This window comes from Streptomyces sp. NBC_01454 (assembly GCF_036227565.1).
Lineage (GTDB): Bacteria > Actinomycetota > Actinomycetes > Streptomycetales > Streptomycetaceae > Streptomyces.
Window position 1 is genome coordinate 4111252 of record NZ_CP109460.1, and the last position, 24870, is coordinate 4136121.

Consider the following 24870-nt stretch of genomic DNA (forward strand, 5'->3'; position numbering starts at 1 on the left):
TGCCTTTCGTAGAGCTAGTTGTATAGTACAACGTGATTGAGAGTTGTAATAGCCAACTACTGGCCCAGCCGGCCAGTGGCGACAGCTGAGCCGACGAGCTGAGAAGGCCTGCCCCCATGAGTACGGACCGACGTCCCGACCACCGAAGCGATCACCCGCGCGGCCACCGTTTCGCGCGATCCCCGCACTCCGCCGGGCTGCGGCACGTCCTGACGCACCTGATCACCCCGCTGTTGATGTGCGTCGGGATGGGGCTGGCGTATCTGGGCGCCTTCGCCAACCCGGCGCCGCACCACCTGCCCGTCGCGGTCGTCGGGTCGGGCCGCAGCGCGCAGCTGCTCGCCCAGTCGATCAATGACAAGGCGGACGGCGCGCTGGAGGTACGGACCGTCGGCGACCGGTCGGCGGCGGTCGACGGGCTCAAGCACCAGGAGTTCTTCGGCGCGTATGTGAGCAACCCTCACGGCGCGAACAGCGTTTCCGGCGTGGCGGGCACGGCAGCGGACTCGGGCGTCCAGGGTGCTGCGCGTGGGGTGCGCACACCGGGTGGGGCGGATTCGCCGGGCGCGGCGGCGGCGCGGGCCGGCGCCGACAGGGCCGCGGGCTCCGCGCGGCCGGCCCCCGAGCTGCTGGTGGCGACCGCCGGGTCCGACACCAGCGCCACCGTCGTACAGAAGGTCTTCACCCCGATCGCGGCGCACCAGGGCGCGCCGCTGAAGGTCACGGACGTGGTGCCGACGGCCGAGGACGACCCGACGGGGCAGGGCATCTTCTTCCTGCTGGTCGCGATCAGCATCGGTTCCTATGCGTCGGTCGCGGTGATCGGCGGTGCCGGAGCCGTGCTGCCGATGCGGCTGCGGGCGGCGCTGGCGCTCGGTATGTCCTTCGTCGTCGGCCTGATCGGCACGGCGTTCGCCGGTCCGGTCTTCCACCTCGTCGACCACGGCCTCGAGGGCCTGTGGGGCATGGCCTGGCTCTACTCCGCCGGCATTCTGCTGATCGGCACCGGACTGCACACCTTCCTCAAGCGCTGGACCACGCTCGGTGTGATGGCCCTCTTCGTGATGCTCAATTTCACTTCCTCCGGCGGGATCTTCCGCCCCGAGATGCAGAACGGATTCTTCGCGGCGCTGCACTCGTTCTGGAACGGTGCGGGCTTCGTGGAAGGCACCCGCAGCCATGTCTACTTCGGCGGCTACGGCCTGTCCGGACATGTCTGGACGCTGGTGTGGTGGCTGGTCGCCGGCGTGGTGACGGTCGGTGTGGCGGCGCCGGCCGAGAGGCGGCGGCGCCGCGCGGAGGCGGAGGCGGTGGCCAACGCCGCGGCGGTGGCGGCGGCCGCGGTGCGGGCGACGGTGCCGGAGCCGGGTCCGGCACCGGCTCCTGTTGCGGTGCCGGCTCTGGCGTCCGCTCTGGCGTCCGCTCCGGCATCGGCTGCGTCGTGGGAGCGGAGTGGCGGGGCGGCCGGGGCGGGGACGGGTGACCGGGGTGCGGTCGTAGCTGAGGAGAGGGCGAGGGAAGAGGAGAGGGAAGAGGAGATGGAAGAGGCTGTGGGGGTGTAGGGAAGGGGCCGGCTGCCTTTGCGGTGTGCTGTGCGCCGTCGGTGGGTGGAGACTCGGCCCGGTTTCCTGGGGGTTGTGGTGGGGCTGGGGCTGGGGCCGACGGCCTTGATGAGCCGTCAGGTCGGAACGGTCGGTCGGGTTTGGTCCAGTCCGGTCGGGTCCGGCCGTTCCGAAGAGTTATCCACAGGCCCTGCAAGCCGCGCGGGGATCTCGGTAACGTCATTGCCGTCATTGTCGTCGTTGCCGTCGGAGCGCCGGGCCGTCCGCTGCCGGTCGGGCCGATGAGGGCGAAAACAGGGACACCAGAGCGCAGTTCGTGAAGGGGGAGGTGGCCGCGATGTCGCGTGTGCCGTACGTACCGGGGTTTGCGAAGGCGGAGGCACAAGGGCCGTCGCCCAAGGCAGTAGGGAAGGCGCTGCGGGAGCGCCTTCCGCGTTCCGAGCAGGCCGCACTGTCGACCGCGGCCGGGCGGCCGGATGCGGTGGCAGCGGTCGAGGCGTCCAATGCCGGCCGGTTGCCCGAGCTGACGCCGATACGGGTCGGCCGGATGGCCGCGAGCCCCTTCGCCTTCCTCCGCGGCTCGGCGGGGCTGATGGCGTACGACCTGACGGCCGACCCCACCACCGGCATCGGCGCGCAGATCTGCGGAGATGCGCACGCCGCCAACTTCGGTCTCTACGGCGACGCCCGGGGCGGCCTGGTCATCGATCTCAACGACTTCGACGAGACCTTGTACGGCCCGTGGGAGTGGGATGTGAAACGGCTCGCCACCTCGATGGTGCTGGCGGGCCGGGAGACCGGCGCGAGCGAGGACGACTGCCGCAAGGCCGCGCAGGATGTGGCGGGCGCGTACCGGCGCACGATGCGGCTGCTGGCCAAGCTTCCGGTGACCGAGGCGTGGAACGCGATCGCCAACGAAGAACTGGTCTCGCACACCGACGCCCGGGATCTGGTGGGGACGCTGGAGCGGGTCGCGGACAAGGCGCGCAAGAACACCAGCGCGCGGTTCGCGGCGAAGGCGACGGAGCGGACGGCGGACGGCGGACGGCGGTTCGTGGACGCCCGGCCGGTGCTGCGGCGGGTGCCGGATGCCGAAGCCGCAGCCGTGGGCGCTTCCCTGGCCGGCTATCTGGACACGCTTCCTGAGGACCGGCTGCCCTTGCTGGCCAGGTACGCCGTGCATGACGTGGCATTCCGCGTGGTCGGCACGGGCAGCGTGGGCCTGCGGTCCTATGTGGTGCTGCTCCTGGACCACCGGGGCGAGCCGCTGGTCCTGCAGGTGAAGGAAGCACGCGGCTCGGTGCTGGCGCCGTATGTGGAGAAGGCCGGCTTCCCGGTGCCGCCGGTAATACATGAGGGGCGCCGGATAGTGCTCGGACAGCGCCGGATGCAGGTGGTCAGCGACATCCTGCTGGGCTGGACGACGGTGCAGGACATAGCCTCGCCCGGCTCGGGCGGCGAGACCTCGGGCACCGCCCGACGGGACGGACTGCCTTTCCAGGTCCGCCAGTTCAGAAACCGTAAGGGCAGCGTGGACCCGGCGCAGCTCTCCAACGATCAGCTGGACGACTACGCGCGAATGACCGGCGCCCTCCTGGCCCGAGCCCACGCACACAGCGCCGACCCCCGTCTGGTGGCCGGCTACTGCGGAAAGAACGAGGAACTCGACGAGGCCATGGCGAACTTCGCGATCTCCTACGCGGACCGAACGGAAGCCGACCACGCAGCGCTCGCCGCAGCGGTGAAGAACGGCCGGATCGCGGCGGAGACGGGGGTCTGAGAGCGGGCTGGCTTGGAGTCCGGCTTGGAGGCCGGGCTCGGGGGGGCTGTCTGGTACGGGAGCCAGGGGGCTGGGTATCAGCTGCGGAGGCTGGGCCGGGCCGGGCTGGGCTGGTGCCGGGTGGTGGGCTCGGGCGCGGGTGAAGGCGGCTGGGTACCGAGTACCGCCTAACGGCCGTCGGTCGTCCACTGGAAGCCTTCCGCTGATCGCTGATCGCTGATCGCTGATCGCTGACCGCCGCCGCGGGTGTCTGCTGTCGGATGGTCGGTGGCTGACTTCAGCTGGTCGGTTGGTTGCCCGGCTGCTCAGGTGATCGGCCGGTTGATTGAGGGGGAGGAGGGGTGGGGCGGGGGGGCCCCGGTCAGGAAAGGGTCGGACGACTGTGGAAGCCCCGGTCCGGCATGGGCCGTACGCTGACCGGGTGACGAACTCGCACGCGGAGAACGCGCAGGACGGCCAGCACCGACCGGACGTATCGGGCACCCCGGACGACCAGGCCGACCCGCAGGCAACGGACGCCCGCGGCGGCGGTCAGGGCGCCCCGCTCGGTGACGGCGGCGGCCCGGAAGATCAGCTCGCGAGCCCCGAGGGGGTCGGTACGGGCCAGGGCGAGACGGCCGGTCCGCCCGCCGGCCACGCCGGGGCAGGCGCCGAGACGCCCGCCGGCTCGGACGGGGCAGGGGCGGTGCCTGGGCCCGGCGACAGTCAGGACGATCCAAGAGCCGAGCAGGACGGCGCGCAGGATCAGCAGGCGGCGCAGGACGAGGCGACCAAGAGGCTGGCAAAGGCGGTGCTGGCTGCTGAGCGGGCGCTGATCGAGTTCGAGATCGCGGTGGAGACCTTCCGGGTGGAGGTCGAGAACTTCTCCCGCCTGCACCACCAGCGTCTCGGCCCCATGTACGCGCGGCTGGACGAGCTGGACGCGCAGATCGCCGAGGCGGTGGCAGCGCGTACGGGCGCTCCCGAGGACATCCGCAAGGCGCAGGAGGCCCGGGCGTCGGTGCTGCCGATGCCGGAGGTGGAAGAGCTGTTCCACGGCTGGATGGGGCCGGACGGGCTGTTCCCGGAGGCGCAGGCGATGCTCACCGAACAGTCGGTGCAGCCGCCGCAGAAGGTGCGACCCAGCGAGGAAGCCCGCAAGGTCTACCGCGACCTGGTGCGCAAGGCTCACCCTGACCTGGCACGGGAGGACGCGGAGCGGGCACGGCGGGATGAGTTCATCGCGCGGGTCAATGCCGCGTATGCGCGGGGCGACGAGGCGCTGCTGCGTGAGCTGGCGCGGGAGTGGGAGGCAGGTCCCGCGCCCGAGGAGCGGCTCAGCGAGAGCGAGGAGCTCTACGCCCGGCTGGAGTGGCTGGCCGAGCGCAAGGAACTGCTGGCTGCCGCTGCCGCCGAACTGGAGGAGAGCGCGATCGGCGCGATGATCAAGATGGCGCCGGAGGACCCGGACAGGCTGTTGGAGGAGATCGCCGAGAAGCTGCTCGCCGATGTCGCAGAACGCGAGACTTACCTCGCGCAGCTGGTCGGGTAGCGTCGGACCCATGCATTTTGGTTCTGTGCCCACGGTCGGTGTCGATGCGCTCACGTCGGAAGACTTCCTTCTCGATGTGCGCGAGGACGACGAGTGGGAGGCGGGGCACGCCGAGGGCGCGCTGCACATCCCGATGAGCGAATTCGTTGCCCGATACGGGGAGCTGACCGAGGCGGCTCCTGGAGACGGCAAGGTGTATGTGCTGTGCCGGGTCGGTGGGCGTTCGGCACAGGTCGCCCAGTACCTGATCCAGCAGGGCGTCGACGCGGTGAACGTTGCCGGCGGCATGCAGGCCTGGGAAGCCGCCGGCCGGCCCGTCTCGGACGGCAAGGGCGGCTCGGGGTCGGTCGTCTAGCAGGGAGTCGGAGAGCCTTACGGGGCGCCGGCCCGCGCGGACGGGCGGCGAAGTACCCGGCGGAGGCTGCCGTCGGACAGCCGCTGGTGGCGTCGGCGGAGGCCTGCCGGACGCTGAGGGAAGCCGCCGGACAGGTCTTCCGGTTCTTGGTGACCTCAACCAGCGGTCTCGGTCAGCGGTCTCGGGCGGCGATTGACATCCAGCAGACCCGCCGCGGCTGCGAGCCCTCGGAACGAGAGCGGCCGCCGTTGGCGCGGCCTGCCTCCCGGCGGCGGTGTCTCCCTGAACCCGCCGTCGGTTTCACGTGAAACCCAGCTCCGAGGGCCCGATGCCCGGTGCCCGATGCCCGGTGCGCGTGCGGAGTCTCTCGTCTCAGCCCAGTGGATGGGTCGCGAGCAGGTCGCCGAGGGCTTCCTCGTGGGCGGCGGCGGGGCCGAGGGAGAGTTCGAGATGTTTGGCCCAGGCGTGGTAGCGGTGCAGCGGGTAGTCGGTGTCGGCGCCGAAGCCGCCGTGCAGATGCTGGGCGGTCTGGACGACGCGGCGGATGCCCTCGGAGGCCCAGATCTTGGCGACCGTCACATCTCCGGCGGGCGGTAGCGGGGCGGTCGCGTCGGTGGTGATGCGCCAGGCCGCCTGCCAGAGGGTGGCCTCCATGGCGCGCAGGTCGATGAAGCGGTCGGCGGCCTGGACGGCGACGGCCTGGAAGGTGGCCACCGGGAAGCCGAACTGTTCGCGCTTGCTGGTGTAGTCGCTGGTCATGGCAAGGACGCGCTCGCCGAGACCCAGGGCGAGTGCACAGGTGCCGGTGGTCAGAACGTTGCGCAGTGACGACCAGGCGGTGGCGTCGCCGATCATTTCCTGGGCGCTGATGCGTACGGAGTCCAGGCGGACCTCGGCGAGGCGCTCACCACTGGTGGATATCTGGTCGTCGAGTGTGACGCCGGGGTGGGTGCGGGGGACGAGTGCGAGGACGGCACGGCCGTCGGGGGTGTGGGCGGGCAGCAGGATCCGGTCCGCGGTCTGGGCCCAGGGGACGGCGGTCTGGATGCCGTCGATGATCCAGTCGGTGCCCTCCGGGCGGGCCTGCACGGCGAGTTCGGCCGGTTCGTGCCCGGTGTGGCCGCCGGTGGCAACGGTCACGACGAGGTCGCCGGTGGCGATCCGGGGGAGGACTTCCGCCCGTAGCTCATCGGATCCATAGCGCTGGAGGGTGAGCGCGGCGGCGCCGCATTCCAGCAGTGGGACCCGCGCCAGAACCTTGGCCGACTCGCGGAGGACCAGGCAGAGCGCGATCGCGTCCAGACCTGCGCCGCCGTGCTCGGGCGCGATCAGCAGGCTCAGCAGATCGGCGTCGGCGAGCTTGCGCCACAGCGTCCGGTCGAAGTCGTCGGCGACCGCACCGGGGGTGAGCGCGGGGCTGGGCACGCTGTCCGGGGCGACCCCGGAGAAGACGGCCTTCGCGGCTTCGGTGGCGGCCTGCTGCTCCTCGGTGAAGGTGAAGTCCACTGGTTTGTCCTCCCACGCGGCGCCTCGTCCTGACGAAGCGTCAAGGTAGAACAAGTTCCAGGAATTGGGAATGGTGAGAAGCGAATGCGGTGGCAGGGTGCGGGAGTTTGCCTCTCGGACCGGGCGACGACGGGTGAGGGGCCGGCGCCCGGCCGGCGGGCCGAGGCGCCCTAGCGGTCGAAATCCAGCTCGACCTTTTCCGTGACCGGATGGGACTGGCAGGCCAGGACGTATCCCGCGTCGACCTCGTCGGATTCCAGGGCGAAGTTACGGTCCATCCGGACCTCGCCCTTGACCAGGAAGGCGCGGCAGGTGCCGCAGACGCCGCCCTTGCAGGCGTAGGGGGCATCAGCGCGGTTGCGCAGGACCGCTTCGAGCAGCGATTCGCTGTCGTGGACCGGCCAGGTGCCGGAGCGGCCGTCGAGGGTGGCGGTCACGGTGCTGTGCGCGGGGGTGGCGACGGCGGGGGCCGTTGCGGTGCCGTTGTCGACGTGGAAGATCTCTTCGTGGATATGGGTGCGGGGCACGCCCAGAGCATGGAGGGCGCGTTCGGCGCCTTGGACCAGGCCGTAGGGGCCGCAGAGGTACCAGCCGTCGACGGAGTCGATCGTCAGCAGGGCGGGCAGGAGGGAGCGCAGCCGGGGCTCGTCCAGGCGGCCGGAGGGCAGGCCGGCTTGTTGTTCCTCGCGGGAGAGTGTGTGGAGGAGCTGGAAGCGCTGGGGATAGCGGTCCTTGAGGTCGGCCACCTCCTCCAGGAACATCGTCGATGCCGCCGTGCGGTCACTGCGGATGAGGCAGAAGCGGGCGTCCGGCTGCCGGGCGAGCAGGGTGGCGGCGATGGACAGCACGGGGGTGATGCCGCTGCCGCCGACGATGCCGACGAAGTGGCCGGGGCGCGGGTCGAGGGTGAACCGGCCGGCCGGGGCCATGACCTCCACCGTGTCGCCCACCGCGAGTTCCTTGAGCGCGTAGGTCGAGAAGGCGCCGTCCTCGACGAGGCGGATGCCCACGCGCAGTACCGGCTGGTCGGTGGCCGGGGTGCAGATGGAGTACGTACGGCGGATCTCCTGGCCGTCGACCGAGCGGCGCAGCGCGATGTGCTGTCCGGGGGTATGCCGGAAGGTGGTGTGCAACTCGGGCGGGACCGTGAAGGTGACGGCCACCGCATCGTCCGTGAGCCGCTCGATCTCCCGGACCTGGAGCGGGTGGAACATCACAACTCCTTGAAGTGGTCGAAGGGTTCACGGCAGGACTCACAGCGGCGCAGGGCCTTGCACGCGGTGGAGGAGAACCGGCTCAGCAGGGTGGTGTCGGTCGATCCGCAGTGCGGGCAGCGCAGGGTGAGGTCGACGGCGACCGGTCCGCCGGCCGGTCCCGTGGGGCGTGGGGGTGCGATGCCGAACTCGGCGAGCTTGCGGCGGCCCTCGGCGGTGATCGCGTCCGTGGTCCACGGGGGGCTGAGGACCGTGCGGACCTCTACCTCGGGGATGCCGCGGTCGTGCAGCACCTGCTCTATGTCGGCCGACATCGCCTCGATGGCGGGGCAGCCTGTGTAGGTGGGCGTGAGCAGCACCTCGGCCCGGCCCGGGGCCGTCAGCTGCACACCGCGCAGAACGCCCAGCTCGGCGAGGGTGAGCACGGGCAGCTCGGGGTCGGGGACGGAACCGGCCAGCGCCAGTAGTTCCGCTTCGAGGGCGGTGGTGGTCACCATGTCGCCCCCGGGTGGCTGCGGTGGAGGTGCTGCATCTCGGCGAGCATCCGTCCGAACGATTCGGTGTGCAGTCCCTGGCGGCCCGCGCCGGCCGTCCAGCCGCCGCGCCGGGGGCCGTCGGGGACGGTGAGGGTCGCTTGCTCCAGGGTGCGGGTGATGCGTGTGGTCCAGCTGTCGTGCAGAGCCGCCCAGGGCACCGTTTCCAGCCCCTCCACCGGCTCGAACAGTTCGCCGGTGAAGCGCCAGAGGGCGTCCAGCGCGCGTTGCATCCGGACATGGCTCTCGTCGGTGCCGTCACCCAGGCGCAGGGTCCACTGGTGGGCGTGGTCGCGGTGGTAGGCGACCTCCTTGACGGCCTTCGCGGCCAGGGGAGCCAACTCGCTTTCCGTGGAGGCGAGATGCTCGAACAGCAGCTCCTGGTAGGTGGAGAAGTAGAGCTGGCGGGCGATGGTGTGGGCGAAGTCGCCGTTGGGCTGCTCGACGAGCTGGAGGTTGCGGAACTGCCGCTCCTCGCGCAGATAGGCCAGCTCGTCCTCATCGCCGGCCAGGGAGAGCAGGACGCGGGCCTGACCGAGCAGATCCAGCGCGATATTGGCCAGCGCGACGTCCTCCTCCAGGACCGGGGCGTTTCCGGCCCACTCGCCCAGGCGGTGGGAGAGGATCAGGGCGTCGTCCCCGAGGGGCAGGGCCGGGGTGGCGGTGACGTTCCTCAAAGGTGATGCACCCCGTCCGGGATCTCGTAGAAGGTCGGGTGACGGTAGGGCTTGTCGCCGGCCGGCTCGAAGAACGTGTCCTTCTCGTCGGGCGAGGAGGCGGTGATCTGCGCGGAGGGCACCACCCAGAGGGAGACGCCTTCCGAGCGGCGGGTGTAGAGATCCCGGGCGTTGCGCAGCGCCATCTCGGCGTCCGGCGCATGCAGGCTTCCGGCGTGGGTGTGCGAGAGGCCGCGGCGGCTGCGCACGAAGACTTCCCACAGGGGCCAGTCGCCGGGCCGGGGAGCGGTGTCCGCTGCGGCTGCGGGGGTCTCGGTGGGGCGGGGTGTGGTCATCGGGTGGCCTTCCCGTGCTTGGCCGCGTGTGCGGCGGCTGCCTCGCGCACCCAGGCGCCTTCCTCGTGCGCCTGCCGCCGGCGGTTGATCCGCTGAGCGTTGCAGGGGCCGTTGCCCTTGAGGACCTCGTGGAACTCGGTCCAGTCGATCGGGCCGAAATCCCAGTGGCCGCGCTCGTCGTTCCACGTCAGATCCGGGTCGGGGAGGCTGAGCCCGAGGGCCTCGGCCTGGGGGACGCAGATGTCCACGAAGCGCTGGCGCAGCTCGTCGTTGGAGTGCCGTTTGATCTTCCAGGCCATGGACTGTGCGGAGTGCGACGACTCGTCGTCGGGCGGGCCGAACATCATCAGCGACGGCCACCACCAGCGGTTCACCGCGTCCTGCGCCATGGTGTGCTGGGCGTCGGTGCCGCGGCTGAGGGCCAGCAGGAGTTCGTAGCCCTGTCGCTGGTGGAAGGACTCCTCCTTGCAGACGCGGACCATCGCGCGGGCGTAGGGGCCGTACGAGCAGCGGCACAGGGGCACCTGGTTGGTGATCGCCGCGCCGTCCACCAGCCAGCCGATGGCTCCGACGTCGGCCCAGGTCAGGGTCGGGTAATTGAAGATCGAGGAGTACTTCTGGCGGCCGGAGTGCAGCTTGTCGAGCAGCTCGTCGCGGCTGGTGCCCAGGGTCTCGGCGGCGCTGTAGAGATACAAGCCGTGGCCGGCCTCGTCCTGCACCTTCGCCATCAGGATCGCCTTGCGGCGCAGGGACGGCGCGCGGGTGATCCAGTTGGCTTCCGGCTGCATGCCGATGATCTCGGAGTGGGCGTGCTGCGCCATCTGCCGCACGAGAGTCGAGCGGTAGGCGTCCGGCATCCAGTCCCGCGGCTCGATGCGCTCGTCCGCGGCCACGGTGGCGTCGAATACGGCCTCTCGGGCCGTGTCCTCCGGCGCGATCGTCGTCATGTGGTGCCCCCTCGCTGCTCCCGACCGACCGATCGTTCGGTTCAATGGTGAGTGGGCGGACCTCGGGTGTCAAGCCTGTGGATAAGGCGGGTGAGGGTGTGCCCGGCGGGGCCGCGTAGGTACCGTTCCGGAGCGGAGTTGACCGCATGGATTCTGGGAACGGGGCGGGAATGCAGTCATACGGGGACGAACCGCGGCCATTGGCCGCGCTCTCGCTGCCCTCGCGGATCATCATCGGGGTAGCGGCGTGCGCCGTCGCGGCCGTCGTCGCGATCCATCTCGCCATGATGTTTCTGCACGTCGCGCCGTCGAACACGCTCAGCAAGCAACAGGGCGCCCTGATCAGCGACTATGTGTATCCCGAGTACGAACAGAACTGGAAGCTGTTCGCGCCCAATCCCCTTCAGCAGAACATCGCGGTCCAGGTCCGCGGGCAGCTGCGCACCGGGGACGGCGCCGTGCGGACCACGGGCTGGACCGATCTGACCGCCCGCGACGGCCGCGCCATCCTCCACAACCCGCTTCCCAGCCACACCCAGCAGAACCAGCTGCGCCGGGCCTGGGAGCTCTTCAGCAGCAGTCACAACGCGCAGAACCGCCCGGTGGGCTCCCGCGGTGAGCTGTCCGAGCGCTACATCCGGCGGCTGGTGCTGCTGCGGATGGAGGGCGAGTGGACCCGGGGCGGCGGCCGCGTCGAGCAGATCCAGGTCCGCTCGCAGACGACCGCGGTCACCCCGCCGCCGTGGAGCTCCGAGAAGATCAGCGACAAGCCCGTGTACCGCGTACTGCCCTGGTGGCAGGTCACCGCAGACGACCTGCCCGAGGGGGCGAAGCAGCAGTGACATCACCGACGCCCCAGCAGCCTCAGCAGGCGCCGGACGACCGGCAGCCCCCGCACACCACGGAGCCGACCGACGTGCCTCAGCAAGCACAGGCACCACAGACGCCCCAGGAAGCCTCCCCGTACGAGGAGACCCGTATAGAGCGCGCCATAGGCCGTGGCTTCGGGTTCGTCACCGCACGGGCGCTGGCCCCGTACCAGACCGCCCTGATCCGGATCGGCTTCTCGGCGACCTGGCTGCTGTTCCTGCTGCGCGAATGGCCGCACCGCGCGGTGCTCTACGGGCCCGACAGCCCCTGGAGTCTGGACATGGCGCGCCGGCTCCTGGCCGGCAACCACGCCTTCTCCGTGCTGCCATGGTCCGACAGCCGCGGCTGGTTCGAGTGCGTCTACCTCCTGGCGGTCGTAGCCGCCGCGCTGCTGATGCTCGGCTGGCGCACCCGCACCATGTCGGTGCTTTTCATGGTGGGCGTGCTCTCGCTGCAGAACCGCAGCATCTTCATAGGGGACGGCGGCGACAACGTCATCCACCTGATGTCGATGTATCTCGTGCTGACCCGGTGCGGGCAGGTCTGGTCGCTGGACGCGCGCCGCGCCAGGCGGGCCGCGGCCGGCGCCTCGGCCTTGGGTACGGACGAAACCGCCGACGGCCCCACCGCCTCCCGTGACCTGACCGGAGTCGTGCTGTGGGCCGTGCTCGGCCTCGCTCTGGCCGTCGCCCAGCTGACCGGCGGCTACGGCCTCACCTGGTTCGGGCACGGCCCGTTCCCGCACATCGGCTGGAGCCTGGTCCTGTGGGGGCTGTGGCTGACCCACGGCCTGTGGTGGGCGGTGCAGCGGTACGCGCCCGGTGAGCCGCGGATCGTCCTGGACACCCTCGCCAAGCTCGCCCACAACGGCGCACTGCTGGTGATCATGGTCGAGGTGTGCCTGATCTACGCCACCGCCGGCTGGTACAAGATCCAGGGAAACCGCTGGCAGGACGGCACCGCGGTCTACTACCCGATGCACCTGGACTACTTCTCCCCCTGGCCCGGGCTGTCCGAGCTGCTCGGCAGCAACGGCGTGATGGTCATGCTGATCACCTACGGCACGGTGATCGTGCAGGTCGCGTTCCCGTTCACGCTCTTCAACCGCCGGCTGAAGAATGTGCTGCTGGTCGCGATGATCTGCGAGCACCTCTCGATCGCGTTCCTGCTGGGACTGCCGTTCTTCTCGCTCGCGATGATCACCGCGGACGCGGTCTTCCTGCCGACGAACTTCCTGACCTGGCTCTCCGGGCGCCTCTCCGGCCTGCGGGAACGGCTCTTCCCGCGCGGCCGGAAGACCGGGCCCGCCCCCGGGGCCGGGGGCGGAGAGCCGCCGGCCCGTACGGAGCACGGCGGCGGGGGCCATACGCTCGTGGGGTGAGCAGCGAGAACACCGCCCCCGCCGAATCCCTTCAGTACGACGAGGGGTACGGGACCCAGATCGGCGTCGGTCCGCACCCCGAGCCCTGGCCGCAGGACGAGCGGTTCGACCCCGAGCTGCTCGCGCACGGCGACCGCCGCAACGTCGTCGACCGGTACCGCTACTGGACGCGGGAGGCGATCGTCGCCGATCTGGACACCCGGCGCCACGACTTCCATGTGGCCGTCGAGAACTGGAGCCACGACTTCAACATCGGCTCGGTGGTACGGACCGCCAACGCGTTCCTGGCCAAGGAGATCCATATCGTCGGGCAGCGCCGCTGGAACCGCCGCGGCGCGATGGTGACCGACCGCTACCAGCATGTCCGCCACCACCCGGACACCGCGGACCTCACCGCCTGGGCGGCGGCCGAGGAGCTGCCGATCATCGGGATCGACAATCTCCCCGGCTCCGTGCCGCTGGAGACGACCGAGCTGCCGCGGCGCTGTGTGCTGCTGTTCGGCCAGGAGGGGCCGGGGCTGACCGAGGAGGCGCGCCGGCACGCCTCGCTGGTCTGCTCGATCGCGCAGTTCGGCTCGACCCGCTCGATCAATGCGGGGGCCGCGGCCGCCATCGCCATGCATGCCTGGATCGGCCGCCATGCGCGGATCGAGGGGCCACCGGCCCACTGACCGAACGGTGAGAGGCCCGGAAGAACGCTCCGGGCCCCCGTCCGGTCCTGGCGGCCCTCACGCCTGCCGGCGCACCTCCACCGTCCGGAAGCGGTTCGCCACGAAGGCGCCGTCGCACAGCACCGCATTGGCCGCCGGGTTGCCACCCGAGCCGTGGAAGTCCGAGAACGCCGCGGTCTGGTTCACATAGACCCCGCCGGTCAGATTCAGCGACAGCTGGGCGCACTCCTCCAGACAGGCCTCCTCCACCAGCTGCTCGACGTCGGCGGAGGTGGTGTACGCGCCGACCGTCATGGCGCCCTTGTCGCGGACCGTGCGCCGCAGCAGCTCCACCGCGTCGGCCGCGGAATCGACGGCCACCGCGAAGGACACCGGGCCGAAGCACTCCGACAGATAGGCCGCCTCGGCATCCGGCTTGGCGCCGTCCAGCTTGACGATCACCGGCGTGCGGACCGTGGCTCCGGGGAACTCGGGGTTGGTCACCTCACGGGAGGCGAGCGCCACCTCGCCGAGCCCGGCCGCGGCCTCGAGCCGCTCCTTGACCTGCGGATTGACCAGGGCACCCAGCAGGGCGTTGGCCCGGGCGTCGTCGCCCAGCAGCCCGCCCACCGCGGCCGCGAGATCGCTGACGACCTCGTCGTACGACTTGGGACCGGCGTCCGTGGTGATGCCCTCGCGCGGGATCAGCAGATTCTGCGGGGTGGTGCACATCTGGCCGCTGTAGAGCGACAGCGAGAAGGCGAGGTTGCCGAGCATGCCCTTGTAGTCGTCGGTGGAGTCGATGACGACGGTGTTGACACCGGCCTTCTCCGTGAAGACCTGCGCCTGCCGGGCATGCGTCTCCAGCCACTCGCCGAAGGCGGTCGAGCCGGTGTAGTCGATGATGCGGACCTCGGGGCGGACGGCCAGGGTCTTGGCCAGGCCCTCCCCCGGCTTGTCCACCGCCAGGCACACCAGATCGGCGGGGAAGCCGGCGTCCTCGAGGACCTCGCGGGCCACCTTGACGGTCAGCGCCAGCGGCAGCACGGCCCGCGGATGCGGCTTGACCAGCACCGGGTTGCCGGTCGCCAGGGAGGCGAACAGGCCCGGATAGCCGTTCCACGTCGGGAAGGTGTTGCAGCCGATCATCAGGGCGATGCCGCGCGGCACGGGCGTGAAGCTCTTGCTCAGCTCCAGCGGATCGCGCTTGCCCTGCGGCTTGGACCACGGTGCCTGCTGCGGGGTGCGGACCTGCTCGGCGTACGCATACGCCACCGCCTCCAGGCCGCGGTCCTGGGCATGCGGCCCGCCCGCCTGGAACGCCATCATGAAGGCCTGACCGCTGGTGTGCATCACGGCCTGGGCGAACTCATGGGTGCGCGCACTGATCCGGGCCAGGATCTCCAGGCACACCGCCGCCCGCGCCTCGGGGCCGGCGTCCCGCCAGACGGGGAGCGCGGCGCGCATGGCCGGCAGCAGGACCTCCGCATCCGGATGCGGATAGGTGATGCCCAACTCCGGTCCGTACGGGGAGACCTCGCCGCCCGTCCAGTCGTCGGTGCCGGGCTGGTCGAGCTCGAACCGCTTGCCGCGCAGCGCCTCGAACGCGGCGAGCCCGTCGGGAGCGGCGGTCTCGCCGTACGCCTTCGGGTGCTCGGGGTGCGGGGACCAGTACGCGCGGGTGCTGATCGCCTCCAGCGTCCGGTCGAGGGTCGGGCGGTGCTTCTCGATCAACTGCGCTGCGGTCATTTCGGCGGCCATCGAAGACCAACTCCTCGTCGAGCCGGGCGGAGAGTGGACAGGGGCTGGGTGCGCACAGGGCAACAGAGTTAGAGTAACCGAACGATCGGTCGGGGCAAGAGGGCCCGGCCAGGCTGTGGAAAAGTCGGGCGGGGAGGATCAGCTGGTATGACGGCAATCGGGACCAACAGCACCGTGGCAGTGGTGGGTACCGGCACCATGGGACAGGGCATTGCGCAGGTGGCGCTGGTCGCCGGCCACCGCGTACGCCTCTACGACACGGCCCCCGGGCGCGCCGGGCAGGCCGCCGGGTCGATCGCCCGGCGTCTGGACCGGCTCGTCGAAAAAGGCCGGATCTCTGCGGCCGAACGGGACACCGCCGCAGGCCGGCTCTCCCCCGCGGTGGATCTCGCGGAGCTGGCCGACGCGGCGCTGGTCATCGAGGCGATCCTGGAACAACTCCCCGCCAAGCAGGAGCTGTTCACCGCCCTGGAGGATATCGTGGCGGCGGACTGCCTGCTGGCCACCAACACCTCCTCGCTGTCCGTGACGGCCGTCGCGGGACGGCTGCGCCACCCCGGCAGGTGTGTGGGCCTGCACTTCTTCAACCCCGCGCCGCTGCTGCCCCTGGTCGAGGTGATCAGCGGCTTCGCCACCGACGAGACGGCCGCCACCACCGCGTACGACACCGCCGCGGCCTGGGGGAAGAAGCCGGTGCGCTGCGCCGACACCCCCGGTTTCCTCGTCAACCGCATCGCCCGCCCCTTCTACGCCGAGGCCCTGCGTGCCTACGAGGAGCGGACCGCCGACCCCGCCACCATCGACGCGGTGCTGCGTGACGGCACCGGCTTCAAGATGGGGCCCTTCGAGCTGACCGACCTCATCGGGCAGGACGTGAACGAGGCGGTCACCCACTCCGTGTGGAACGCCTTCTTCCAGGACCCGAAGTTCATGCCCTCCCTGGCGCAGCGCCGCCTGGTGGAGTCCGGACTGCACGGCCGCAAGGCGGGGCGCGGCTGGTTCGACTACTCCGAGGGCGCCCGCCGGCCCGAACCGCGGACCGCCGGCCCCTGCCCGGCACCCGGGTCCGTCGTCCTGCACGCGGGGCTGCCCGGTCCGGCGGCGGTGCTGCGGGAGCTGATCGAGGAAGCGGGCATCAAGGTCACCGAGGAGGGCACGCCGTACGGGCCGGAGGGCTTCCTCCGGCTGCCCGGAGGGGCCCGCCTGGCGCCGACCGACGGCCGTCCGGCGATGAGCCGGGCCGACGGCAGGTACCTCTGCTTCGATCTGTCGCTCGACTACCGGTCCGCGACCCGGATCGCCCTGGCCGCCTCGGCGCAGGTCTCCGAAGCGGACCTCGCGGAGGCCGTGGGGCTCTTCCAGGCGCTCGGCAAGCAGGTCAGTGTGATCGACGACGTACCCGGCATGATCGCCGCCCGGACGGTCGCGATGATCATCGACTTCGCCGTGGACGCGGCGGCCCGAGGGGTGGCGACCCCTGAGGACATCGACACGGCCATGCGGCTGGGCGTGAACTATCCCGGCGGCCCCATGGAGTGGGCCGAGCGGCTCGGCGCCCGGTGGGTGTGGGATCTGCTGGACGCGATGTATCACCACAACGCCGGCGGACGCTATGTACCGTCCTGGGCACTACGGCGCCGTGCGGACCTCGAGGAGTAGGTGCTCTAATCATGACCATGGCCAAGCGCGACACCTATACGCCCGATTCGCTGCTCGCGGTCGCCGTCGAGGTGTTCATCGAGCGCGGCTACGACGGCACCTCCATGGAGCACCTCTCCAAGGCGGCCGGCATCTCGAAGTCCTCGATCTACCACCATGTGCGCAGCAAGGAAGAGCTGCTGCGCCGCGCCATAAGCCGCGCCCTGGACGGGCTCTTCGGTGTGCTGGAGGAGCCGGGTGCGCTCCAGGGGCGGGCGATCGAGCGGCTGGAGCACGTCACCCGGCGGGTGGCCGAGGTGCTGATGGACGAACTCCCCTATGTGACGCTGCTGTTGCGGGTGCGGGGAAATACGGACACCGAGCGGTGGGCCATGGAGCGCCGCCGGGAGTTCGATCACGAGGTCGCGGATCTGCTCAAGCGGGCCGCCGCCGACGGCGACCTGCGGGACGACGTGGACATCCGGCTGGCCACCCGGCTCCTCTTCGGCATGATCAACTCGATCGTGGAGTGGTATCGGCCGGGGCGGGGCGGTGCGGCGCGCCGTGACGAGGTCGCCGAGGCCGTGGTGCGTACGGCGTTCGCGGGGCTGCGCAAGGCCTGAGACGCCCGCCGGGGCGTCCCCGTGCCCCCGTCGGGGCACCCCCTTGGGCCCCACGGGCAAGGCCTCGGCGGTCAGTCTCCCTCGGGCCCGAGGTCGGTCTCCTCGAAGACCAGCAGCGTGCGGGTGCTCAGCACTTCCGGGATCGACTGGATCCGGGTGAGAACGAGTTCGCGTAGCTCGCGGTTGTCCTTGGTGTGGACCAGCAGCAGTACATCGAAATCGCCGCTGACCAGCGCGATGTGGGTGGCTCCGGGCAGCGCCGTGAGTTGCTTGCGCACGGTGCGCCAGGAGTTCTGCACGATCTTCAGCGTGATGTACGCGGAGGCGCCCTGACCTGCTCGTTCCTGGTCGACCAGGGCGCTGAAGCCGCGGATCACCCCGTCGTCCAGCAGCCGGTTGATCCGGGCGTAGGCGTTGGCGCGCGAGACGTGCACCCGGTCGGCCACGGAGCGTATCGAGGCGCGTCCGTCGGTCTGGAGCATGCGCAGGATCGAGCGGTCGATGGTGTCCAGCGGGCGTGCGGGCGGGACGGGCGGTGCGCCGTCCGCGGGCGGCTGCCCGCCGGACGGTGTCTGCCCACCGGAATTGGCCATCTGTTCGTCCGGCATGTGCTCCCGCCTCCCCTTTGTGGACGCCCTGCCTTCATCTCAAGCTGTGGAGAACCGTTTGTCCACAGGCTGAACCCACCCGTAGCCAAAATGCATCAGCGACCGAACAATCGGTAGGGCAGGGCGATCCCGTCGTCCTGACCGCATGCATCCTGCCCACCCGCCGTCCGCCCACCACCCACATGAGGCGCATCGCGCCACCCCTTCGATCAGAGGAGGTGCTCGACATGACGGTCCTTGAGCAGCCCGGCAGCAGCAGGAACACGAGCAGCCTGGCCGGCCCGCCGCCCTCCTGGCGGCCGCGCACCGACCCCGCGCCTCTCCTGCCCGACCAGGAGCCGTACCGCCTCCTGGGGACGGACGCCGCCGCCCGGCTCGACTCCGGACTGCTGACCCGGCTGTACACCCAGCTGGTGCGCGGCCGCCGGTACAACGCGCAGGCCACGGCCCTGACCCGGCAGGGACGCCTGGCGGTCTACCCGTCCTCCACCGGACAGGAGGCCTGCGAGATCGCCGCGGCGCTGGCCCTCGAAGAGCGGGACTGGCTCTTCCCGAGCTACCGCGACACCCTCGCCGCAGTGGCCCGCGGCCTCGACCCCGTCCAGGCACTGACCCTGCTGCGCGGCGACTGGCACAGTGGCTACGACCCGCACGAACACCGCATCGCCCCCCTGTGCACCCCGCTCGCCACCCAGCTCCCGCATGCCGTGGGCCTGGCGCACGCCGCCCGCCTCATGGGCGACGAGGTGGTGGCGCTGGCGATGGTCGGCGACGGCGGCACGAGCGAGGGCGACTTCCACGAGGCGCTGAATTTCGCGGCCCTCTGGCAGGCGCCGGTGGTCTTCCTCGTCCAGAACAACGGCTTCGCGATCTCCGTGCCGCTGGCCAAGCAGACCGCCGCGCCGTCCCTCGCCCACAAGGCGGTCGGATACGGCATGCCGGGCCGCCTGGTCGACGGCAACGACGCACCCGCGATGTACGAGGTGCTCACCGAGGCCGTGCAGCGGGCCCGCCGGGGCGGCGGCCCCACCCTGGTCGAGGCCGTCACCTACCGCATCGAGGCACACACCAACGCCGACGACGCCACCCGCTACCGCAGCGCGGCCGAGGTCGAGACCTGGCGGGCGCACGACCCGATAGCTCTCCTGGAGCGCGAGCTGGCAGCCCGCGAGCTGCTGACCGACGCGTTCGTCGGCGACACCAAGGAGAGCGCCGAGCAGCTGGCGGCCGACCTCCGGGAGCGGATGAACGCCGACCCCGAGCTGGACCCGATGGACCTGTTCACCCACGTATTCGCCGAGCAGACCAGCCAACTGCGCGCCCAGGCGGCCCAGTTGCGCGCCGAACTGGACGCCGAGGCCGCCGGACACACCGAGGACGCGGTGGGCGCCGGCGGCTTTGCCGAGGAGGCCAGGCCATGACGACCACCGTTCCGGCGACCGCGCGCAAGCCCGCCACCATGGCGCAGGCGCTGACCCGCGCCATGCGCGACGCGATGGCCGACGATCCGTCCGTCCATGTCATGGGCGAGGACGTCGGCACCCTGGGCGGTGTCTTCCGGGTCACCGACGGTCTCGCCAAGGAGTTCGGCGAGGACCGCTGCACGGACACCGCGCTCGCCGAGGCCGGCATCCTGGGCACCGCCGTCGGCATGGCGATGTACGGGTTGCGGCCGGTGGTCGAGATGCAGTTCGACGCGTTCGCCTACCCGGCGTTCGAGCAGCTGATCAGCCATGTCGCCAAGATGCGCAACCGCACCCGCGGCGCCCTGACGATGCCGCTGACCATTCGCGTCCCCTACGGTGGCGGGATCGGCGGGGTCGAGCACCACAGCGACTCCTCCGAGGCCTACTACCTCGCCACTGCGGGCCTCCAGGTCGTCACCCCGGCGACCGTCGAGGACGCCTACGGGCTGCTGCGGGCGGCCATCGCCTCCGACGACCCGGTCGTCTTCCTGGAACCCAAGCGGCTGTACTGGTCCAAGGCCGACTGGTCGCCCGACGCACCCACCGAGGTCGCCCCCCTGGGGCGCGCCGCGGTCCGGCGGCGCGGCAGCAGCGCCACTCTGATCACCTACGGCCCGTCGCTCCCGGTCTGCATGGAGGCCGCCGAGGCCGCCCGGTCCGAGGGCTGGGACCTGGAAGTGGTCGATCTGCGCTCGCTGATGCCGTTCGACGATGACACGGTCTGCGCCTCGGTGCGGCGCACCGGCCGGGCCGTGGTCGTCCATGAGTCCAACGGGTTCGGCGGTCCCGGAGGGGAGATCGCCGCACGGATCACCGAGCGCTGCTTCCACCACCTGGAGGCGCCGGTACTGCGCGTCGCCGGGTTCGACATTCCCTATGCGCCGCCGATGCTGGAGCGGCACCATCTGCCGGGCGTGGACCGGATCCTGGACACCGTCGCCCGCCTCCAGTGGGAGTCGGACCGGACTGACGGAGGTGGTGAGTGATGGCCGTGGTCCGCGAATTCACCCTGCCCGACCTGGGGGAGGGCCTGACCGAGGCGACGATCGTGCACTGGCTGGTCGAGGTCGGCGAGGTGGTGGCCATCGACCAGCCGGTGGTGGAGGTCGAGACGGCCAAGGCGATGGTGGAGGTGCCCTGCCCCTACGGAGGCGTGGTGACCGCCCGCTTCGGCGAGGAGGGGACGGAAGTTCCGGTCGGCGACCCGCTGGTGACGGTCGCGGTGGGGGCCGTGCCGGACGATCTGGCAGGAGCCGGTCCGGGCGCGGGGCCGGGCTCCGGGACGGGGGCACAGGGCGGTGCGCCCGGCGGTGCGGCCGCCACGCCCGCTTCCGCGACGGCCCCCGGTGCGTCCGCGCAGGACGCGGCGGATTCCGGCTCCGGGAATGTGCTCGTCGGATACGGCACGGCTGCGGCGGCGGCCCGGCGGCGCCGGATCCGTCCCGGGGGAGCGAGCCCCATCGGCGGAGCACAGCGGCCGCCGGGACGGGCGGCGCACGGACCGGCCGGGACCGCGGTGGCCGGTGACAGGCCCGGTGGCTCGGGGACGGCGCAGGCCGGGGGCCCCGGTACCACCGGGGCGAACGGGTCCGCCGGAACCGGGGTGGAAGATGCCGACAGCCGTACGGTGGCCGTCATCTCGCCGCTGGTGCGCCGGATGGCGCGGGAACACGGCCTGGATCTGCATGAGTTGACGGGTTCCGGACGCGACGGGCTGATTCTGCGTACGGATGTGGAGTGCGCGATCCGCGAGCGGGACCGGGAGCTGACGGGTGCCGTGCCCGCCCCCGGGGCCGTGGCGCCCGTCGGGTCGGCAGTCGGGGCTGTGACGCCCGCCGGGTCTGCCGCCGGGTCTGCCGCCGAGGCCGCTGTCATGCCGGGCGAGGAGCGGATCCCGCTGAAGGGGATGCTCGGTGCGGCCGCGGAGAAATTCAGCCGCAGCCGCCGGGAGATCCCCGAGGCGACCTGCTGGGTGGACGCGGATGCCACCGAACTCCTCGCCGCCCGCAGGGCGATGAATGCGGCGGGCGCCCCCAAGGTGTCGCTGCTCGCCCTGCTGGCCCGGATCAGTACGGCTGCCCTCGCCCGCTTCCCCCAGCTCAATGCCACCGTCGACACCACGTCCCAGGAGATCGTGCGGCTGCCCGCCGTGCACCTGGGCTTCGCGGCGCAGACCGACCGTGGCCTGGTGGTGCCGGTCGTACGGGACGCGCACACCCGCACGGCCGAGGAGCTGTCCGCGGAGATCGCCCGGCTCACGGAAACCGCCCGGGCCGGCGGGCTCTCCCTGGCCGAGCTGACGCACGGCACCTTCACCCTCAACAACTACGGGGTCTTCGGCGTCGACGGCTCCACGCCGATCATCAACCACCCGGAGGCGGCGATGCTCGGCGTCGGCCGGATAGCCGCCAAACCCTGGGTGCACGAAGGTGAGTTGGCCGTCCGGCAGGTCGTGCAGCTTTCGCTCACGTTCGACCACCGGGTGTGCGACGGCGGCACGGCAGGCGGCTTCCTGCGGTTCGTGGCCGACTGCGTGGAGCAGCCCGCACTGCTGCTGCGGACGCTGTGACCGACAGGCGGCCGGTGGCAACGGCGAGCCGGCCGACGAGGGTGAGCCGGCCGGCGAGGGTGAGCCGGCCGGCAACGGCGGGACCGGTGCCGACGGCGGTACCGACGGTCGTACCGACGGCGGGATCGGTCCCGCTGACGCCGGGATCGGTGCCGCTGTGGCAGATCTGACATCCGTCGGGGCTCCGGCAGCGGTGTGACCCCCGTACCCCTGGCGATACTCAAGGAGTGAACGACCACATCACCGACTACGACGCCATCGTGCTGGCCGGAGGTGCGGCCCGGCGGCTCGGCGGGGCGGACAAACCCGCGCTGTCCGTCGGCGGCCGCCCTCTCCTGGACCGGGTGCTCGCCGCCTGCCCCGATGCGGCGCGCACCGTCGTCGTCGGCCCCAGCCGCCCGACCGTCCGGCCCGTCGTCCGTGCCCTGGAGGACCCGCCCGGGGGCGGCCCGCTCGCCGCGCTGGAAGCCGGGCTGCGGCACACCACCGCCGCGGTGGTGCTGGTTCTCTCCGCCGACCTCCCGTTCCTGACCACCGCGACCGTGCACCGCCTCCTGGCGACGGCGACGGCCGACGGCCCCGGACCGGGCGGGGGTGACGCGCCGTGCGACGGGGCGATGCTCCGGGACGCCTCGGGCCGGGACCAGCCGCTCGTGGCCGCCTACCGGGCCGGTCCACTGCGCCGCGAGCTGGCGCGGCTGCGGGCCGGGCACGGCACCCTGGCCGGACTGCCGCTGCGCGCCCTGGGGGCCGAGTTGCTGCTCGTACGGGTCCCGGACGCCCGGTCCACGGCCTCCTTCGACTGCGACACCTGGGAAGACATCAGCGCGGCACGTGCCCGTATCAGGGAGCATGGCACCGTGCTGGACGAATGGATCACCGCAGTCAAGGCCGAACTGGGCATCGAGCTCGATGTCGACACGGCAGCGCTTCTCGACCTCGCGCGGGACGCGGCGCACGGCGTCGCCCGCCCGGCCGCCCCGCTGACGACCTTTCTGATCGGTTATGCCGCGGGCCGGCAGGGCCGGGAGGTGCAGGAGCTGTCCGACCGGGCCGCCGCGCTGGCCCACCGCTGGGCGGCGGAGGCCGAGGAGTCCGAGGAGCCCGAGGGCGCCGCCCGGCCGGGCGGCGCCGCCGGCGGCGACGAAGCGAAGCCCGCGGAATGACCGACGGGCAGCCGGACGGCACGGTGGGAGGGGCGGCGGGCGCCGCCCCGGACGAGGGGTGCTCCGGCAGCGGCGACCCGTTCGACGATGCGCTCGCGCTGGTCAACGGCCCGGGGCAGCCGCGCAAACGCCCCGGCGCCGAGGCCGCGACCGTCCGGGTGCCGTATACCGCCCGCGGAACCACAGCCGACGACGGCGGTGACATCCCCGGCACCCCCGACGCCCCCGGCACCCCCGACGTCCCCAGCACCCCCGACGTCCCCAGCACCCCCGACGTCCCCTACGCGCCCGACGACCCGTTCGCCCCAGGTGATCCCTTCGCCTCCCACGACCCCGACCCCACCGGCAACCGCCCCCGCCCCACAGACCCCACCCCTGCCGCCGCCGTCCCCTGGCACACCGCCCGGGACATCGCCCGGCGGGCCGTGACCGAGCCGCCCGCGCCGCGCACCTCGGCGCTCGGCGCGGCGCTCGGCCGTACGCTCGCCGCCCCCCTCACCGCACTGACCGACCTGCCGTCGTTCGACACCTCGGCGATGGACGGCTGGGCGGTCGCCGGCCCCGGCCCCTGGCGCCTCGACCACCCCGCCGAGGCCCCCGAAGCCGTCCCCCCGACCGGCATCCTCGCCGGTCACGCGTCCACCGACGTGCTCCTCGACGGCCATGCGATCGCGATCGCCACCGGCGCACGCGTCCCGTCCGGCGCCACCGCCGTCCTGCGCAGCGAACACGGTCAGGTCCGTGCGCCCAGCGGCGGCGGGCGGCGGCTGTACGCACCGCGGCCGGTGCCGCCCGGCCAGGACATCCGCCCGCGCGGCCAGGAGTGCCGTCGCGGCGACCAGCTGCTGCCGGCCGGCGCCCTGGTAACCCCCGCCGTCCTCGGCCTGGCCGCGGCGGCCGGCTACGACGAGCTGACCGCCCATCCCCGGCCGCGTGCCGAAGTCTTCGTCCTGGGCGACGAGTTGCTGGACCGCGGACTGCCCGAGGAGGGCCGGATCCGTGATGCGCTCGGCCCGATGCTCGCCCCCTGGCTGCATGCGCTGGGCGTCGAGACGGCCGCGGCGCGCCCGCTCGCCGATGACGCCGGCACCTTGTACGACGCTCTCGCGGCATCCACCGCGGACGTGGTGATCACCACCGGCGGCACCGCGTCGGGCCCCGTCGACCATGTGCACCCCACCCTGCGCCGGCTGGGCGCCGAGGTGCTGGTGGACGGGGTGGCGGTCCGTCCCGGGCACCCCATGCTGCTCGCCCGCCTGGCCCCGGGCCGGCACCTCGTCGGCCTGCCGGGCAACCCCCTCGCGGCGGTGTCCGGGCTGTGCACGCTCGCCGAGCCCCTGCTGTCCGCACTCGCCGCGCGCCGCCCCGCCCCGCCGTACCGTGTGCCGCTGGCCGCTGCCGTTCACGGGCATCCGCACGACACCCGGCTCGTTCCGGTGGCCTACCGCGACGACGAGCGGTACGGCCTGATGGCGGCGCCGCTGCATTTCCACGGCCCCGCCATGCTGCGCGGGATCGCCGCCGCCGACGCGCTGGCGGTCGTCCCGCCCGGCGGCGCGCGGCGCGGAGACGAGCTCGAACTCCTGGAACTTCCCTGGCCGGCGGGCTGGTCGGCGGGCTGGACACCCGATGCCGATGCGCCGACGGACTGGAACGCCTCGGGGGAGCGATAGGCCCGCTGCCGTCCCCGGAGGCCAC

22 protein-coding genes are annotated in these 24870 nt (G+C 71.9%); 14 read left to right on the forward strand and 8 right to left on the reverse strand.

Translation table 11 applies throughout. The features are described 5' to 3' along the window. Nucleotides 1-116: 116 nt before the first annotated feature. The 4 genes from OIU81_RS18175 (at nucleotide 117) to OIU81_RS18190 (ending at nucleotide 5228) form a co-directional block, all read left to right on the forward strand. Nucleotides 117-1562, forward strand: coding sequence for an ABC transporter permease (locus OIU81_RS18175; protein WP_329149153.1), 1446 nt, complete (start codon nucleotides 117-119; stop codon nucleotides 1560-1562). A gap of 337 nt (nucleotides 1563-1899) precedes the next feature. After that, nucleotides 1900-3342: a DUF2252 domain-containing protein gene (locus OIU81_RS18180; RefSeq protein ID WP_329149155.1), complete on the forward strand. Its 1443-nt coding sequence runs from the start codon at nucleotides 1900-1902 to the stop codon at nucleotides 3340-3342. Between the two features lie 421 nt (nucleotides 3343-3763). Further along, nucleotides 3764-4873 (forward strand): hypothetical protein, encoded by a 1110-nt coding sequence (locus OIU81_RS18185; RefSeq protein ID WP_329149157.1) that lies wholly within the window; start codon nucleotides 3764-3766, stop codon nucleotides 4871-4873. A 10-nt stretch (nucleotides 4874-4883) separates the two neighbouring features. Beyond that, complete coding sequence (locus OIU81_RS18190) at nucleotides 4884-5228, forward strand: rhodanese-like domain-containing protein (RefSeq protein WP_329149159.1); 345 nt, start codon at nucleotides 4884-4886, stop codon at nucleotides 5226-5228. 372 nt (nucleotides 5229-5600) lie between these two features. Here the strand turns inward: OIU81_RS18190 and OIU81_RS18195 are convergent, their stop codons facing one another. The 6 genes from OIU81_RS18195 to paaA form a co-directional block, all read right to left on the reverse strand. Further along, a complete protein-coding gene (locus OIU81_RS18195; RefSeq protein WP_329149161.1) occupies nucleotides 5601-6734 on the reverse strand; it encodes an acyl-CoA dehydrogenase family protein in 1134 nt (377 codons plus the stop codon). A 170-nt stretch (nucleotides 6735-6904) separates the two neighbouring features. Next, a complete protein-coding gene (paaE, locus tag OIU81_RS18200) occupies nucleotides 6905-7948 on the reverse strand; it encodes a 1,2-phenylacetyl-CoA epoxidase subunit PaaE (protein ID WP_329149163.1) in 1044 nt (347 codons plus the stop codon). Then, a complete protein-coding gene (paaD, locus tag OIU81_RS18205; protein ID WP_329149165.1) occupies nucleotides 7948-8445 on the reverse strand; it encodes a 1,2-phenylacetyl-CoA epoxidase subunit PaaD in 498 nt (165 codons plus the stop codon). Before paaD ends, paaE begins: the two co-directional genes overlap by 1 nt. Next, nucleotides 8439-9158: a 1,2-phenylacetyl-CoA epoxidase subunit PaaC gene (gene paaC / locus OIU81_RS18210; protein ID WP_329149167.1), complete on the reverse strand. Its 720-nt coding sequence runs from the start codon at nucleotides 9156-9158 to the stop codon at nucleotides 8439-8441. The genes paaD and paaC overlap by 7 nt, the downstream gene beginning before the upstream one ends. Further along, nucleotides 9155-9493 carry a 1,2-phenylacetyl-CoA epoxidase subunit PaaB gene (gene paaB, locus OIU81_RS18215; RefSeq protein WP_329149169.1) on the reverse strand — a complete coding sequence of 113 codons (339 nt, stop codon included), beginning with the start codon at nucleotides 9491-9493 and terminating at the stop codon, nucleotides 9155-9157. The genes paaC and paaB overlap by 4 nt, the downstream gene beginning before the upstream one ends. Further along, entirely contained in the window at nucleotides 9490-10440 is a 951-nt protein-coding gene (paaA, locus tag OIU81_RS18220) for a 1,2-phenylacetyl-CoA epoxidase subunit PaaA (protein ID WP_329149171.1), read from the reverse strand. Before paaA ends, paaB begins: the two co-directional genes overlap by 4 nt. 170 nt (nucleotides 10441-10610) lie before the next feature. Between paaA and OIU81_RS18225 the strand changes: the two genes are divergently transcribed. Genes OIU81_RS18225 through OIU81_RS18235 form a run of 3 tightly spaced genes read left to right on the forward strand, consistent with a single transcriptional unit; the run spans nucleotide 10611 to nucleotide 13362 of the window. Then, nucleotides 10611-11282 (forward strand): DUF5819 family protein, encoded by a 672-nt coding sequence (locus OIU81_RS18225; protein WP_329155210.1) that lies wholly within the window; start codon nucleotides 10611-10613, stop codon nucleotides 11280-11282. Continuing rightward, the gene (locus OIU81_RS18230) at nucleotides 11279-12691 is read left to right on the forward strand and encodes an HTTM domain-containing protein (protein ID WP_329149172.1); all 1413 of its coding nucleotides are present in this window, start codon (nucleotides 11279-11281) and stop codon (nucleotides 12689-12691) included. Before OIU81_RS18225 ends, OIU81_RS18230 begins: the two co-directional genes overlap by 4 nt. Next, complete coding sequence (locus tag OIU81_RS18235; protein WP_329149174.1) at nucleotides 12688-13362, forward strand: TrmH family RNA methyltransferase; 675 nt, start codon at nucleotides 12688-12690, stop codon at nucleotides 13360-13362. Before OIU81_RS18230 ends, OIU81_RS18235 begins: the two co-directional genes overlap by 4 nt. Nucleotides 13363-13419: 57 nt before the next feature. On the opposite strand, the gene paaN is transcribed toward OIU81_RS18235, so the two are convergent. Then, a complete protein-coding gene (gene paaN / locus OIU81_RS18240) occupies nucleotides 13420-15102 on the reverse strand; it encodes a phenylacetic acid degradation protein PaaN (protein ID WP_329149176.1) in 1683 nt (560 codons plus the stop codon). Between the two features lie 147 nt (nucleotides 15103-15249). Here paaN and OIU81_RS18245 point away from each other — a divergent pair, with 147 nt between their 5' ends. Together OIU81_RS18245 and OIU81_RS18250 are read left to right on the forward strand one after the other, a co-directional pair. Continuing rightward, the gene (locus tag OIU81_RS18245) at nucleotides 15250-16761 is read left to right on the forward strand and encodes a 3-hydroxyacyl-CoA dehydrogenase (RefSeq protein ID WP_329149179.1); all 1512 of its coding nucleotides are present in this window, start codon (nucleotides 15250-15252) and stop codon (nucleotides 16759-16761) included. An 11-nt stretch (nucleotides 16762-16772) separates the two neighbouring features. Then, nucleotides 16773-17363, forward strand: coding sequence for a TetR/AcrR family transcriptional regulator (locus OIU81_RS18250; RefSeq protein ID WP_249634294.1), 591 nt, complete (start codon nucleotides 16773-16775; stop codon nucleotides 17361-17363). A gap of 71 nt (nucleotides 17364-17434) precedes the next feature. Here the strand turns inward: OIU81_RS18250 and OIU81_RS18255 are convergent, their stop codons facing one another. Further along, nucleotides 17435-17971, reverse strand: coding sequence for an Lrp/AsnC family transcriptional regulator (locus OIU81_RS18255; RefSeq protein ID WP_329149182.1), 537 nt, complete (start codon nucleotides 17969-17971; stop codon nucleotides 17435-17437). Nucleotides 17972-18198: 227 nt separating this feature from the next. Between OIU81_RS18255 and pdhA the strand changes: the two genes are divergently transcribed. The 5 genes from pdhA (at nucleotide 18199) to OIU81_RS18280 (ending at nucleotide 24845) form a co-directional block, all read left to right on the forward strand. Beyond that, entirely contained in the window at nucleotides 18199-19392 is a 1194-nt protein-coding gene (gene pdhA, locus OIU81_RS18260; protein ID WP_329149184.1) for a pyruvate dehydrogenase (acetyl-transferring) E1 component subunit alpha, read from the forward strand. Continuing rightward, a complete protein-coding gene (locus tag OIU81_RS18265) occupies nucleotides 19389-20423 on the forward strand; it encodes an alpha-ketoacid dehydrogenase subunit beta (RefSeq protein ID WP_329149186.1) in 1035 nt (344 codons plus the stop codon). Before pdhA ends, OIU81_RS18265 begins: the two co-directional genes overlap by 4 nt. Further along, nucleotides 20423-22006: a dihydrolipoamide acetyltransferase family protein gene (locus OIU81_RS18270; RefSeq protein ID WP_329149187.1), complete on the forward strand. Its 1584-nt coding sequence runs from the start codon at nucleotides 20423-20425 to the stop codon at nucleotides 22004-22006. Before OIU81_RS18265 ends, OIU81_RS18270 begins: the two co-directional genes overlap by 1 nt. A 227-nt stretch (nucleotides 22007-22233) precedes the next feature. After that, on the forward strand, nucleotides 22234-23172 hold the full coding sequence (locus OIU81_RS18275) for an NTP transferase domain-containing protein (protein ID WP_329149189.1): 939 nt from the start codon (nucleotides 22234-22236) through the stop codon (nucleotides 23170-23172). Next, nucleotides 23169-24845, forward strand: coding sequence for a molybdopterin molybdotransferase MoeA (locus tag OIU81_RS18280; RefSeq protein WP_329149191.1), 1677 nt, complete (start codon nucleotides 23169-23171; stop codon nucleotides 24843-24845). The genes OIU81_RS18275 and OIU81_RS18280 overlap by 4 nt, the downstream gene beginning before the upstream one ends. The last annotated feature ends 25 nt before the right edge of the window (nucleotides 24846-24870 follow it).